The sequence below is a fragment of the Pseudomonas vanderleydeniana genome (genome assembly GCF_014268755.2).
GTDB lineage: Bacteria > Pseudomonadota > Gammaproteobacteria > Pseudomonadales > Pseudomonadaceae > Aquipseudomonas > Aquipseudomonas vanderleydeniana.
Genome location: NZ_CP077093.1, coordinates 5,187,496 through 5,201,223 on the forward strand (window position 1 = coordinate 5,187,496; position 13,728 = coordinate 5,201,223).

Genomic DNA, 13,728 nt, shown 5'->3' on the forward strand with positions numbered 1-13,728 from the left:
ATCGTTCCAACGCTCTGCTTGGAATGCAGCCTCTGGCGCTCCGTTTCGCCCAAGAAGCGGACGCCAAGCGTCCTGTGAGGCGTTCCCACGCTGGAGCGTGGGAACGATCAATACACCGGCGATCGTTCCAACGCTCTGCTTGGAATGCAGCCTCTGGCGCTCCGTTTCGCCCAAGAAGCGGACGCCAGGTGTGTCCTGTGAGGCGTTCCCACGCTGGAGCGTGGGAACGATCAACGTCAGCTTCTGATCAATAGCTCACCTAGAAAACAACCCCAAACTATCATCCGTGGCAATCACCGCTGCTGCCGTCACGCCGGCCGCCACCGCAACCGGCACCACCGAGTCCCCCGCCGAGGACGAATTGATCGTTCCCACGCTCTGCGTGGGAATGCAGCCCATGACGCTCCGCGTCACCGCAGAAGCGAATGCCGAGCGTCCTGTAAGGCAGCCACGCGCAGGAGCGTGGGAACGATCAAAGGGAATCGTGACAATCAAAGTTGGTATTCGACCCTGTATCACATCTGATAGAAAGGCAGCTATCTGCCAGGAGCCCTTCTAATCAGCAACCAGGTTGGAATCCACAAATCCGTAGGTGAACATCATCGGGTCGGCATCAATACCCTCTTTCCGCATGCGTTCGGAATAGGAAATCCATAAGGCGTTGATACGACCGGGCAACTCATCTGGAAAGTCCATCTGCTTGGCAACTATTTCAAACCAAGTGCCCTGCATGGCGTAAGTCTCACGGAGTTTTGGCTCCAATTGAGCCAGCATGCTCAGTTGCTCTGGCTCAATCCCGTCAATGGATTTTAAAACATAGAGATCCACCAACTTTAGAAAGGGTTTGCCTTCGTAGCGATTCATGAATGCATCCTTGCGCGTGGTGTGATCGGCTGTTGCAACTTCGCTTGACTGGTGGGTTACGTCAACATCATTGGCAAAACCATGGAATGTGAACAGGGGCCATAAAACAACTGACAACCAGGAAATCCGTTTCATTGCCACCTTCACCTCAGCGATTCACAAAGAAGAATAGGGACTGTTTCATTTCCGTCTCCCACACGACTCTAGCTGATCAAACGCAACGTCAAATCACGAAAACAACCCCAAACTATCATCCGTAGCAATCACTGCCCCGGTCACCGCAGCAGCCGTCACCCCTGCCGTCACTGCAGCCGGCACCATCGAATCGCCCACCGAAGACGACTGCGAAGAACCCGACTCCCTCGGTTCCGCCGTTGCCCCAGGCTCGGTCGGCTCGCCAGTCACCTCCTGGCGAAGCGCATCCACATCACGCTTCGCCTCCTCGACCGTATCGATCACCAACGTCCGCAGGCTGGTCGTCATGTCCGTCGCCCAGTAAATCAGCAGGTCCAGTGGACTGTCCCGGTGTGTAGGCACCGAATCATCCACCGTCGTGCGACTCGGCTCACTGGCATATCGCGAAGAAGACGCGTAATCCCGATCCGGGACATACGGCCGGTCATCCTCCTTGCGAGCCGCCCGGGCCAGCGAGGCCAGATGCCGAACCTGCTCCTGCACCTGCGGCGGCAACGGCGTGTCCTGCTGCCGTGCCTGGCGCAGCAGCGCCAGCAGTTCCCCGGTCGCCTTGCGCTGGACCTGCAACCCTTCGCCCTGCGCCGACACCTCGCCGATCTCGCCGTCGCGCTCGCGCAGCCCGGCATACTGGAGCTGGTCGAGGTGGCTGGCCAGTCGGGTCTGCAACAGCGCCAGGGTATGGGCGTAATCCTTGCTGGCGAACAGCCCGAGAAACTTGCGCTGGCTGTCGAAGCTGTCCTGCACCTGTTGGGTGACGAACCCTGGTACCTGGTCGCGCAGTTTCGCCAGCACCCCGTTGGACAGCTTCGGCAGCAGGTCGTAGGTCACCTGGGTCAGATAGGCCTTGCGCTGGCGCGCCAGCTTGTCGATGACCCGCTCGTTGTCCTGGGTGCGCCACTCAAGGGCCGCGAGCACATCGCTCAGTTCGGCGATGGCGTCGTCCAGGTCGGGATTGTGGAAGTCATTCATGCAGGGTTCTCCTGAATCGCCTGGCTGCCGTCTTCGCGACGGCTGGCAAAGTAGTTGGCGAAGTATTGGCGCAGCCCCGGCTTGTCCATGCCCTCGGCCCACTCCAGTGGGGCGCCGGGGACGATCTGCAAGTCGGTCCAGGGGTCGAAGCCGAGGTCGGTGATGTCATGCATGCGCAGGAAGTAGCGGCGGTTCACGGCATCGCCATGCCACAGGTGACGGATGCGACCCGGCACCACACCGAGGCGGCCTTGCACCCGTTGATGGAAGCGCCGACCCCAGGCCTTGAGGTGGTCGATCTGCCGGGTATCGTGCTTGAGGGCGTTGCGGATGCAGAAGTTGTAGTCGTCGAAGATCGCATGGGCCATGAAGTGGTCGGCGCTACCGGAAACGGCACACTCGTAGAGGCCCACTTCATCGAAGATCTCGCGCCGCATGGCCCAGCCATAGCCGGTGTGGCCATGCAGGTCGTAGCGGCCGGCGTCCAGGCTGTCGGGCTGGCGCTGCATGATCGCCGCGAAGGAATGCGCGATGTCGGCCGTGGCGCCCTCGACGTTGCCGCGCTCCAGGCGCAGGCAGCTTTCGAAGACCTGGGCCACGGGGTACTCACGCAAGGTGCGCACCAGGTCCTTGGCCCAGGAGCGGTTGTCGAACAGGATGTCGCAGTCGAGCCAGGCGACGTAGCGGCAGTTGCCCGGCAGCCAGGACGCGGCCAGGTTGAGCAGGCGCTCCTTCTGCCAGAGCAGCGTGCGGGCGCGGACCTGGATCACGTCCAGGCTCGGTGGCAGTTCGAAGGGCTCGTCACCGAAGGCGCATTCGACGGTGATGCAGGTCACCCCGGCCCTGCGCATGCCGGCGATGAACAAGTCGTAGTTGCTCCGGCGGGTGGCGTAGCCGCAGGGGTTGAAGTAGGTGGTGATGACAACGAGTCCGTTCACTGACTGGTTTCCCGGTAAAACGAGTGCCGGTCTGGGCGCCCACAAAAGAAATCAGTGGGCAATAGTGCAATGCATGTAGGAGTTGCGCCTAGCGTTTTCTGCACGCTCGACCGCTGAATTGACCTTGCCAGGCTCCGTGTCACTCGTGCACGGTAAACATCTTTCAGCCCATTGATATTGACGGCGGTGATGATGAAATGAGGCGGGGCCACTTACCGTGGATCGATAGCCATATGCACGTTCAAACCTTGAGTTTCGAGTCTGAAAGGGCCGCTCGTCACTCGGAGACCACGCCAAAAGGGGGGCGCTCGCCCCCTTTCGGTTTTTACCGGACACCGCTGCCGTAGAGCGGCGAGCCAGGGATTCAAGGGTTGGTGCGACGGGAAAACGGCTCCAGGCACATGCTGCGCAACGGCCGGCAGCCTTCTCTATCTGCGCAGATAACGATAAGTCAGCGGTGCAAACAACACGATGGCTCCCGCCACCAGAGCACTGGAAATAGCCACACTCTCCAGGAATGCGCTATTGACCGCCTCCAGCACCCCCGCTGCCGCAGCATCAGGCTGCGTTTGGCTGATCGCATACGCACCGCCCAGCGTCTCCACCGCACTCACGACGTCTTCGGACACACCTTCCGGCAGGACCAACGACAATCGATACAGCGCCGCCACCGCCCCTCCAATCAAGGTGGTCCCCAACACCACGCCAACCTCATAGGCCGTTTCACTGACTGACGACGCACTGCCTGCCCTATCGGCTGGCACCGAGCACAGCACCAGGTCGTTGGAAACACTCGTGATGGCCGCCACGCTGACATTCAGCAATACGAACGCCGTGCAAACCGTCAGCATAGTGGCCGGAAGCAGCGCCATCACCGTGAAAGCCGCCGCCGCAACCAGCAAGCAGCCGCTGATGATTAGGTTAGGCGGGACACGTTGCGCAACCGGCACAATGGCCATGCCTGCGATAATCGCCAGCACCTGACCGGGTATGAGGACCAGGCTTGCCGTCAGCGGCGACATTCCAAATACCAACTGCAGCAACTGGGTGGCGAAGAAAATGAAACCGACCAACATTCCCAGGCTCACCAGATTGACCGTGATCGATACACTGAACACGGGCCAGGCGAACAGTTTGAGATCCAGCAGCGGCTGCTCCAGCACCAACTGGCGACGCACGAAGGCAACCATCAGCAATAAACCGGCCACCGCCCAAAGCAGTGCCTGGGTATCAGCACCGACGGTCGCCAGATGCTTGAGTGCCAGCATGACGCCGGACATTGCCCCCAGGCTCAGCAGAATGCTCAGATAGTCGGTCGGTACACCTGGCAGCCGTGACGATTCGGTGATCGACGACGCCAGCAACAGTACAGGCAACAGAAAGGGCAAGGCCACCAAGAATACCGATTGCCAATCGTAATACTGTAGCAACAAGCCGCCCAGCAGCGGCCCCAATGCCGAACCGATAGTCAGACAGGTTGCCCAGACCGCCACAGCCAGGCGACGCTCTTCACGATCGTCGAAAGCAGTGCGAATGAGAGCCAGGGTTGCCGGCAGGATCATCGCCCCGAAGCAGCCCAGCAGCACACGCCCGGCAATCAGGTGCCAGGCCTGCTGGGAAAAGACCACCAACACGGAAACGGCGGCGAAGCCGCTGCAGCCCAGGCACAGCATCCGACGATGCCCGACACGATCGCCCGTGCTGCCCATGGTCACCAGTAATCCGGCCAGCACCAGGGAATAGGCATCGATCATCCACAACTGTTCGGAGGCCGAGGGGCCCAGAGCCGTCACGATACGGGGTAGAGCGAAGCTGAGAATGGTGTTATCAATGGTCACCAACAAAACGGGCAGCATGATAACGAGCAAGGCCGCCCCTTTTGAGCGATCCTTGATGATGGAAACGAGTTGACTTGCTGCTCCCTGCATCAGTCATGCCTCCCCAAGGGATTTAAAACGGTGAACAATAGTTCACAGGTTTCGCCATAGTCCTCGACATACCGTCCCAGTTGCCGGCGCGCCGTGGCCATCTCTTCAGCAAAACGCTCCGGGGTATCGAGCCGACAAAGATGGTCCAGCCTGCCCAGACTGTCCGCCAGACGATCGCGCTGCAACTGACCCGCACTGTTATGTTTCTGGATATCCCAGTATGTGACAGGTGCGTTCAGCAGGATCCGGGCAGACAGGCTTAGCAGAGTTCTCATTGGCGGTGGTGCCAACGCCTGTATCGTTTCCAGATCACACTGGCTCCTCGACAACGCCATGGTGAACGCCAGGATCGCGGCGTGGGGTAGCGTCTGGCAAACAGCCATTACCTTGTCATGCTCCTCTGGCGACAAACGCCTGACCAGCATTGCCTGCTCATGCAACAGCGCCTCGAGCCAATCTCCTTCCTTGCTGGATGCGCGCTCGCATAACACCACCGGACGCCCGCGACAATCCAGCGTCGGGGAGAACATGGGATTGATGCCGACGCAAGGTACCTCCGGAAACAATGCCTGGGCGTTGCGTTGAAAAGGCCCCTGTACCGAACAGGTATTGATGATGACCTTTATCGAGGATGAAGAAGCGGCGTAGCGCTCGAGCACCTGTATCGCAATATCCTCTGGTAAGGCGAAAACGACTGCGCTGGCGGCCTCGAGCAAGTACGGCGCCTTGTCGGGCAAACTCAGCGCATCCATTACCCGGTGGTCGGCAAGGGGCGATGGTACAAGGTCCACGATCACCGCTGCATGTCCGCGTGTTTGCAGAATACCGGCAATGAAGCCGCCCACAATGCCTGAGCCCCCCAAAATCAGAAAATTATTCAACGGCCATCTCCCCCGCCTTGATGCTATGAAACGGCACGCTGGCCTTAACCAGCGTTTCGTGCATTTCTTCCGACGGATCCGAATCAGCCACGATTGCACCACCTATGCCGAAACAGGCCCTGCCGTCCTTGATCACCGTCGTCCTGATGACAATGCTGAGGTCGGTGTAACCATCGAATCCGATCCAGCCCATGGCTCCGGAGTACACACCACGCGCTGAAGACTCCAGCTTGTCGATGATTTCCATGGTGCGCACCTTGGGCGCTCCGGTCATAGATCCGCCAGGGAAACAGGCCTTGATCGCAGCGAAAGCGTTGACCCCTGAACGCAACTGTCCTTCGATGGTCGAGACCAATTGGTGTACCGAAGAGTAACTTTCGATATCGAACGCTTTCGGCACCTTCACCGAACCCGGTACGCAGATGCTATTCAGGTCATGGCGTACGAGGTCGACAATCATGAGGTTCTCAGCACGATCCTTGGCCGAGTTGGCCAGTTCACGCTTGAGTTGGTCGTCCAGCTCATGACTCTTCCCGCGCGGGCGCGTGCCCTTGATAGGCCTGGAGGCAATGCGCCCCCTACCATCAATTGACAGAAACGTTTCGGGCGAGGCACTAAGGATGGAGAACTCTTCGGTGTAAATATAGGCGCCATAGGGTACTGGGCTGATGCTACGCATACGGAGATAGCTGCTGAGCGGATCCTCCCTGCATTCGAGGCTCGCACGGTTGGTCAGGCAGATTTCATATGATTCGCCATTAACAATCTGCTGCAGACAAGCATTGATCTTCTTCATGTAGGTCTGTGAGCAGTCGGCCAATTGCAGCGCCGACTCGGCCACAGGACCTGGCGCGAATGGCTGATAGCGCAACGGCTCAACATCATCCACCGGTTTCAATACAAGACGCTCGCCCCAAAGGTGGCAAAGGTAAGTGCATTCGGTCCGATGATCGAAGACCAGCATGTTCTGAGGCATGTAGAACAGCGCATCAGGCAATTCGGATATGTGCACGTTCCGTATGCCGGTACCGGTCAGTGCCTTGAGCTCATAACCCAAGTAGCCAACCAGCCCGGCCCCGAAGGGAAACGGTGCCTCATGCTGACGCCCGCCGCCAAGCTGATCGACAATGCTGGCCATCAACTCGAAGAAATCCCCTTCGATACAGGACTGCCCCGCGGGGCCCTCGATCGACAGCAACCGGCGATTGACGTCATACCGAAATACCAGCGCGGACTCACGATCACAGGCCCCCATCACCGAATACCTGGCTTGCGGTCGGTCCGACAATTCACTATCGAGCCAGAACGCTGCCGACTTTCCTGCGAAATGGGTCTTGAACATCTGCGAGGGCCCGGCGCTCTCTTTAACGAGTTCGAAATCGAGCGACAGGTCAATCAAGCCACCTGCCGTTTGCAATGCCTGTATCACAGGGTCTGCCTTGTGCTGCCCGCCCTGACGCAAACGTGTTTCGTCGACAAGACGAACGAAGTTGCGGATGACCAGCAGGCCATAATCCGAGTCGATGGACTCCGGGTGGAATTGCACGCCCCAGATCGCCCGTTCACGATGAGCCAGCCCCATGATCAGGCCGCAGTCGGAACGCGCCGTGACCTCCAGGCAGGGAGGTACTTGTGTACACACGAGGGAGTGATAACGGACGACCTCGAATGCCTGGGGTATCCCGGAGAAAAGGCCAGTACCCGAATGACTGATACGGGTTCGGTAGCCATGTACGGGCTCCGGTGCGTGCTCGACCGTTCCTCCAAAAAAGCAGTTGATTCCCTGGTGCCCCAGGCAAACACCCAATACCGGAATCCGCGCATACTCCAGTACCTCTCGGCACACGCCAAAATCGGCACTGCGTGCAGGATGCCCGGGGCCAGGAGACAGAATGACGGCATCATAACCATCGAGATCGAGCTGCTCGAAAGCAGTGGAATTGGGCACTATGCATGGCTGCTCGCCACATGCCTCGAATACGTACTGGGCAATGTTGTTGGTGAACGAGTCAAAGTTATCGACAATCAGGGTACGCATGCCTCACTCCCCCCCTCGTGACTGGCCGAGTGCTTCCATGATGCGCAGTTCCTCATCACAGGTTTCCTTGATGATCAACTCGAAAACCCGTCCCAGGTATTCCGGGCGCAACTGACACGATTGAGATAGCGCCATCACCTGGTCCAGGGTGGAGGTGACTCGATGCGGTTGCATCATCGGAATTCCACTTGTGAATTTGACCTGGGCAATCGTCCGGCATACCTCCATGCGCTCAGCCAGCAGGTCCACGAGTGAGTGGTTGATCCGATCCAATTGCTGACGATACGGCTGAAGATCCCGCTGCCCAGCCGCAGCATTCCTCTCTGCATTCATTGTCATAGTCCTTGCTGTTTAGCATCGTCAGGCCGTTGTCCGGCCCAATTGCTGATTGAGCTGACAGGCCAGTGCGTCGATCTGTCCCGATGTATGAGCAGCCGACACTGCACAGCGCAGCATGGCCTTGCCGCTCTCCACGATCGGATAGAACACTGGAAACACAATCAACCCTGAAGCCCGCAAGGCAGCGGCAGCCATGACGCCCTGCTGCTCGGACTCGAATAGCGCTCCCCGGATAGGGGCCCGCAGAGAAGCATTCATCATGCGTTGGGAGACCTGATTATCGAGGCTCCGGACATTCGACCACAGTGCGTCTTGAAGGGACGATATCTCGGAAGACAGGTGAATCTGCGCTGCGGCAACGTTGGCAGCCTGCAGCGGTACGGAAATGGTATGACCGAACACCAGCGGGTTGGCCAGCGCTCGCAGTTGCTTTGCGTTGTAACCGTGCTTGAGCACGATAAAACCACCCGCGCCGCCAAAAGCCTTGCTCAGCGACCCTGCAATAAGCGTATTGGATGGCAAGCGGTAGCCCAGATTCTCGAAGGCATAACCAGCACCATGCCTGCCGGTGATCGAAATACCATGTGCATCATCAATATAGAGGTAGCCGGCATGGGACTGCAGCAAGTCGCTCAGATCACCAACCGGGAGCAAACCCGACATTGAGCCGACACCATCGACCAAAAGGATCGGGGTCATCTGTTCCCTGTTGCATTGCACAAGCGTCTGCCTGAGCGCATCGATATCCTGCGTATCGACTCGCTTGACTGCGCCGAACTGCGACATGACACCCCGCAAGACCTGCATAGACGCATGAGCCGTTCGGTCGATCAGCCACATGACCGAGCGCTTGGTCGGATAACCTTCCATCGTGCCGCTTCCCAGCAACGGCAATAAACCAAGATGGGCATTGCTGGTGGAGGTGAATACCGTCACGTCCGCCCCGAGGTAGATCTCGGACAGCAACTGTTCCAACTGTCGTAGATAAACCGGGCTCATGGCACTGCGACTCGCTGAAAGATGTATGCCGATTCGTTCCAGGGCCGACTGCGCCGCCATGACCAGCTTGGGATGTCTTTCAAGCCCCAGGTAGGAGCATGAAATAAACTCCGTGCAGATCGAACCATCGGATAGTTCGACTTCCTTACCTTCTCGCGAAACCACCTCGAAACTTGTCAGGCCATCATCCGATGCGCTACCGAGGGCCCCGCTGGTACGCTGCTGGCGGATAGTCATCCAGTTGTCATTGGTAGCTGCTTCAAGGCGTGCATCCATGTTTTTCATAATTTGCTCCCTACAGTGACGACGGCAGGTCCCGTCGAATCGCCGAAGCGTCCATCAACAAAAGTCCGAATCGAACCGAAGCCATGCCGTCCGAGCATCGACCTGACCTTATCCCCCTGGGCCTCGCCATGCTCGATCAAGACGGTGCCATCCGGTTTGAGAATGAAACTGGCCAGCCGCGCAGAGGCTTCGATCAGTCCGATTCCCTGATCATTCGCGTAAATGGCTTCAGACGGATGGTGCACACCCCATTCAGGCAGAAGCTCGGTCCCCGCAGGAACATACGGAGGATTGGACACGACTACGTCGACACTGCAACGAGCCTGTTCGAAACGGTCGAGCCGGGTGATATCAGACTCGTACAGGATCACGTCATGACGCCCTGGACAGAGTCGATGGATGTTGCGCCTGAGATAGGCTTGTGCGAGCGCATCGTTCTCGACGCAAACCACACTGGCTCCCGTTCTTGTCCCTAGCGCTAGGCCGATGGCACCTACTCCCGAACACAAGTCGTACACCGTCGAACGACTGTCCAGCGCCAGGTTCTGCTCGATCCAACGCACAATCGCCATGCTCTGCAAACGAGGGATGAACACACCGCTCCCTAAGACAAAACGCAGGTCGGCAAAATCCGCGTACCCCAAGATATGCCCCAGCGGCGTCCGGGCACAGCGTTCGGCCACATCCAGGCGAAACATCGACAGCCTTTGGCGATCGGGCTCGGCTCCCGGAGGGAAATGCTTGCCTGCGATAGCCTTGAGGTCACCCGCCGGATCCCATACGCCTGCTCTCGTCAGGCTATCCAAGGCCGTGGCCTGCTCATGTTCTATCGGTGGATGAATCATGACCAGGCCTCGTAGTAACGTGCCAGGCGTTCGTACATCGATCGGTAAAGGTAGGAAAAGGCAACCAGTTCGGGAGGTGGTGTGAAATATGGATGCAACGACTCGATCAGTGTCGTGTAGTTATCGGTCATGCCCTTATCGAGCAATGGTGTCCAGTAAGGCTTGATGTCCCAACGGTACTCATAACCCGTGGCAAACATCTGCTTCACCGTCTCGGCGACCGTACTGCTGCGAGCCAGGCCCTGAAGCGGCTGACGTACCGGCGCGAAACGAGATAGGTCAAGGCGGTTGGGTACACCCTGTATCTGGTCCGCCATCCATGAGGCCAGCAACGGCGACTGATGCAGACCATCCCGATAGGTACCGGTGGCCAGCCAGAGGCCTTCGTACTCGCACTGGCCAATCAATGGAAAGCCGTCAGCCGGAATGGGTCGGTTTCCAACCTGGATGCTGACGACTTCGGCGTCATGCAGATCCAGGTTGAGCTGGTCGACCGCACAGTCGAGCAGAAACTGCACATCGGAAATCAGTGCATGGGAACGAGGCTTTTCAGCCAGGATGTTGGTCGCACCGATATACAGCAAGTCCGCCGATCGCGGCACGCAGTGCAATCCACAGGCGAAAGCTCGATTGGGCGTACGGATAACGGTCGAGGGCGTCGTCTGGCCTGGCTTGAGCCTGGCCAGGATGGACACGCCGTAACCGGCAAACATGGGGGGAATTCGGTTTTTTATATCGTCCAGCGTGTCGAACAGTTCCAGCGATTGAACACCGGCCGCCACCACGACGTGCTTGCCGGTAATCTGCTGGCCATTTTCCAGCACAACGCCTGTGGCAACTCGACCTTCGGTTATCAGGCGACGAGCGTTGCTCGTGACAAGGTCCCCTCCACATCCCACCAAAGCAGCGTCCAGCTTTTCAAGAAGCAGGTGCGAATCAAGCGCATTTTCATCCGGGATCAGCAACGACTGCATCGGTCGAACCAGATCGTTGGCCTTGATCCAATTCAATCGTTCGGGAACGACCTCGTTATAGGGCACCTGGTAATCACACAGAGACTTTTTGATCGCGGCATAGTTGACACTGTCGATATCCGCCATACCGGCAGAGTTGAGGATCACATGGGTGCCACATGCCGTCAGCAACTCCTCGCGATTGCCGGAAGCCTGTGCCAGACGTTCGCTCCATTGTGCCCACATACCCTTGGCCTGGATATCCATCGTCAGCTTCAAGCGACCATGCTCACTGGCCAACAAACCGCTGGTAATCTCACCAAAGCAGCCATTCATTGCACCCGCCGCCCTGGAGGCCGCATTGACTCGACTTGTTTCACCTACCCGGCAAACTTTAAGTCCGCGACTTGCAAGTTCGAATGCAATGGAGCCACCAATAGCACCGCTACCGACCACAACAACATCGTAGACCATCTCTATCTCCACACGTAGAAGATCATTTTTAATTGTAAAAATATTTCCGCTTAAGAAAAACAACTAAAGAGCAATAGCTAAATTCTTACCCAGAGAACCCTGAAAGAAATTCTCCAGACTCAACCCACAAGTGAAATTAGAAAACTGGCCTGTAGAGAAACACAGTGCAACCAACCGGTCTTTCCCCCTCGTAAAGGAACCGCCCAGCCTGCATAGTTCGACACCATGACGCAGAAAATAACGCTCTAGGGATTGCGTGGTAACGGCCACCACATCGCGTACGCCCTGCGTATGGGCAAGCTGCATAGACGCCTTGAACAGGCTGATGCCGAGCGTCCCCGATACCGAAGAAACGGCGGCATAGCGCGACAACTCCCAAACCTTGGCATCACGCGGGACAGGCTTCTCGCAGAGTCTTGGGAAAACATCGCCGAGCAGGTAAGGACGCGTTGTTGGCAGCAGCCGTGTACAGCCAACTAATTTCCCTTTACTGTCCAAGGCCATGATAAAAATCGTTCCCTCTGCATCGAATTTATCAATCTCGACGCCCGGCTTCGGATGTACGCTCGCCACATCCCATCGCAACTTGCCAATGAATACTTCATGACGAAATCGACCTAGCCGTTCAAGCGCAGCCTGATCCATATCAGCGAAACGTCTGCACATAAATCGATACATCGGAAAAATTCTCCCTATGCAATTCTGACCATTTAAACCCTATGGACAAAACCGCAGAGCCGCAACTACCAAAATTAGTAGTCCGACGCGCAAGGAAAAAATAAGAAACACTTTATTTTCAGAAAAGAGAGAGATGACGTTCAGGAAGGAAAATCAGCGAAAAAACCAGCACTCATGCATGATCGATTCATCGACCAGGCAAACCGTACAGGAAAGCTCAAGCAGCATGAAATTTCCAGCCATGCCGATAGCTCAGGGAATAGAATCCAGAAAAAACACAGTCCACCAATCAAATAACACCGAGGGCCGCCGCATAAGCCGCTGTCAACACCCTATTGCTGGAACCAAACTTTCGCTGAATGCTCTTAACATGATAATTGACCGTATGTTCTGAAAGACTCAATATTTCAGAAATACTTCTTGAGCACTTACCATCAGCAATCCACCGTAATATTTCAGCTTCGCGGGTGCTCAATAGAATCTCTGCCTGGGCAACGCTGCCAGGGCACTGCAGATTATCTTCAAGAAGTTCTGTGATACATCGAAGCTTGAGTTTGAGCAGCAGGACTTCATCAGCGCCAATAGGCTCATCACTTCTGGAAATACCGAGCATGTGCAACGTCTGGTTTCTGCCTCTGGCCACAAAGGTTGCGCCAATGTTCAGGTTCCATTCACGCGCCTCACAGAACAACCTGGAGTCCAGCAATTCACCATGGTCTTGCCAGACCACAAGCCCTTGGCTCCGAGCCTTGATGACAGAAAGATCGGTAGCCCCATAGCCCTTTTCGTTGTAGCGCTTGAGCCATTCTTCAGGATAGGTACCGACGAGATGCGCTTCCCCCTGATTGAAGGGCACCGGGCGACGATAGCCATAGGCAAAACAGTCGAACCCCAGCCCATAGATTTCATTTTCAATCTGCCGAAACAGCTCATCAGCCGAACCACAACTAGCAAAGCGCAAATTGACATCGACCCACCATGTCATGAAATCAGAATTCTGCCTCATTGGCATCACCCCACTATTCCTTTAGAATTTCAATCTACTCTAAAGCCAAATCTTGAAACAATGATTCTACCCGGAATAATTTTTGCAACATCTTAAGAAAACCACCCGGTTCCAAACCGCCCTAGCCTTCGCAGTTTCCCGATGTGATTCAACAGTACGAAAGGCATGAGCATGCGCCGGTAGTTCGTCCGGGGCGACACTGGACCGTGCAGGTCCAGCGTACTCGCCCGATGTTTCAGTGCTCAATCATCCACGGCAGTGCGAATCGGCTCATTGGCCTAATGCGACGAGAAGGTGTAATCCCGATCCGGAAAATACGGTCGATCATCATCTCGG

At 56.9% G+C, this 13,728-nt stretch carries 12 protein-coding genes; all 12 read right to left on the bottom strand.

What is annotated here, in order from left to right:
- Nucleotides 1–555: 555 nt before the first annotated feature.
- Nucleotides 556–999 carry a hypothetical protein gene (locus tag HU752_RS23320; RefSeq protein ID WP_225920061.1) on the bottom strand — a complete coding sequence of 148 codons (444 nt, stop codon included), beginning with the start codon at nt 997–999 and terminating at the stop codon, nt 556–558.
- Nucleotides 1,000–1,092: 93 nt separating this feature from the next.
- On the bottom strand, nt 1,093–2,028 hold the full coding sequence (locus HU752_RS23325; RefSeq protein ID WP_186684041.1) for a hypothetical protein: 936 nt from the start codon (nt 2,026–2,028) through the stop codon (nt 1,093–1,095).
- Nucleotides 2,025–2,966: a hypothetical protein gene (locus HU752_RS23330; RefSeq protein ID WP_186684043.1), complete on the bottom strand. Its 942-nt coding sequence runs from the start codon at nt 2,964–2,966 to the stop codon at nt 2,025–2,027. Before HU752_RS23330 ends, HU752_RS23325 begins: the two co-directional genes overlap by 4 nt.
- A gap of 428 nt (nt 2,967–3,394) precedes the next feature.
- The gene (locus HU752_RS23335; protein WP_186684044.1) at nt 3,395–4,894 is read right to left on the bottom strand and encodes an MFS transporter; all 1,500 of its coding nucleotides are present in this window, start codon (nt 4,892–4,894) and stop codon (nt 3,395–3,397) included.
- Nucleotides 4,894–5,775, bottom strand: a complete 882-nt coding sequence (locus tag HU752_RS23340; protein ID WP_186684047.1) for a prephenate dehydrogenase dimerization domain-containing protein — start codon at nt 5,773–5,775, stop codon at nt 4,894–4,896. The genes HU752_RS23335 and HU752_RS23340 overlap by 1 nt, the downstream gene beginning before the upstream one ends.
- Nucleotides 5,768–7,813 carry an aminodeoxychorismate synthase component I gene (pabB, locus tag HU752_RS23345; protein WP_186684049.1) on the bottom strand — a complete coding sequence of 682 codons (2,046 nt, stop codon included), beginning with the start codon at nt 7,811–7,813 and terminating at the stop codon, nt 5,768–5,770. Before pabB ends, HU752_RS23340 begins: the two co-directional genes overlap by 8 nt.
- A 3-nt stretch (nt 7,814–7,816) precedes the next feature.
- A complete protein-coding gene (locus tag HU752_RS23350; RefSeq protein WP_225920062.1) occupies nt 7,817–8,146 on the bottom strand; it encodes a chorismate mutase in 330 nt (109 codons plus the stop codon).
- Between the two features lie 27 nt (nt 8,147–8,173).
- Nucleotides 8,174–9,436, bottom strand: a complete 1,263-nt coding sequence (locus HU752_RS23355; protein WP_225920063.1) for an aminotransferase class I/II-fold pyridoxal phosphate-dependent enzyme — start codon at nt 9,434–9,436, stop codon at nt 8,174–8,176.
- A complete protein-coding gene (locus HU752_RS23360; RefSeq protein ID WP_186684053.1) occupies nt 9,433–10,281 on the bottom strand; it encodes a N5-glutamine methyltransferase family protein in 849 nt (282 codons plus the stop codon). Before HU752_RS23360 ends, HU752_RS23355 begins: the two co-directional genes overlap by 4 nt.
- Complete coding sequence (locus tag HU752_RS23365; protein WP_186684055.1) at nt 10,278–11,708, bottom strand: NAD(P)/FAD-dependent oxidoreductase; 1,431 nt, start codon at nt 11,706–11,708, stop codon at nt 10,278–10,280. The genes HU752_RS23360 and HU752_RS23365 overlap by 4 nt, the downstream gene beginning before the upstream one ends.
- A 63-nt stretch (nt 11,709–11,771) precedes the next feature.
- Nucleotides 11,772–12,386, bottom strand: coding sequence for an acyl-homoserine-lactone synthase (locus tag HU752_RS23370; RefSeq protein WP_186684057.1), 615 nt, complete (start codon nt 12,384–12,386; stop codon nt 11,772–11,774).
- Nucleotides 12,387–12,675: 289 nt separating this feature from the next.
- Nucleotides 12,676–13,398, bottom strand: a complete 723-nt coding sequence (locus tag HU752_RS23375) for an autoinducer binding domain-containing protein (protein ID WP_186684059.1) — start codon at nt 13,396–13,398, stop codon at nt 12,676–12,678.
- Nucleotides 13,399–13,728 lie beyond the last annotated feature (330 nt).

Bases quoted from the DNA above. Each gene is read 5' to 3' on its own strand.
- HU752_RS23320 (WP_225920061.1), bottom strand. From the start codon at position 999: ATGAAACGGATTTCCTGGTTGTCAGTTGTTTTATGGCCCCTGTTCACA.
- HU752_RS23325 (WP_186684041.1), bottom strand. From the start codon at position 2,028: ATGAATGACTTCCACAATCCCGACCTGGACGACGCCATCGCCGAACTG.
- HU752_RS23335 (WP_186684044.1), bottom strand. From the start codon at position 4,894: ATGCAGGGAGCAGCAAGTCAACTCGTTTCCATCATCAAGGATCGCTCA.
- pabB (WP_186684049.1), bottom strand. From the start codon at position 7,813: ATGCGTACCCTGATTGTCGATAACTTTGACTCGTTCACCAACAACATT.
- HU752_RS23350 (WP_225920062.1), bottom strand. From the start codon at position 8,146: ATGAATGCAGAGAGGAATGCTGCGGCTGGGCAGCGGGATCTTCAGCCG.
- HU752_RS23355 (WP_225920063.1), bottom strand. From the start codon at position 9,436: ATGAAAAACATGGATGCACGCCTTGAAGCAGCTACCAATGACAACTGG.
- HU752_RS23360 (WP_186684053.1), bottom strand. From the start codon at position 10,281: ATGATTCATCCACCGATAGAACATGAGCAGGCCACGGCCTTGGATAGC.
- HU752_RS23365 (WP_186684055.1), bottom strand. From the start codon at position 11,708: ATGGTCTACGATGTTGTTGTGGTCGGTAGCGGTGCTATTGGTGGCTCC.
- HU752_RS23370 (WP_186684057.1), bottom strand. From the start codon at position 12,386: ATGTATCGATTTATGTGCAGACGTTTCGCTGATATGGATCAGGCTGCG.
- HU752_RS23375 (WP_186684059.1), bottom strand. From the start codon at position 13,398: ATGCCAATGAGGCAGAATTCTGATTTCATGACATGGTGGGTCGATGTC.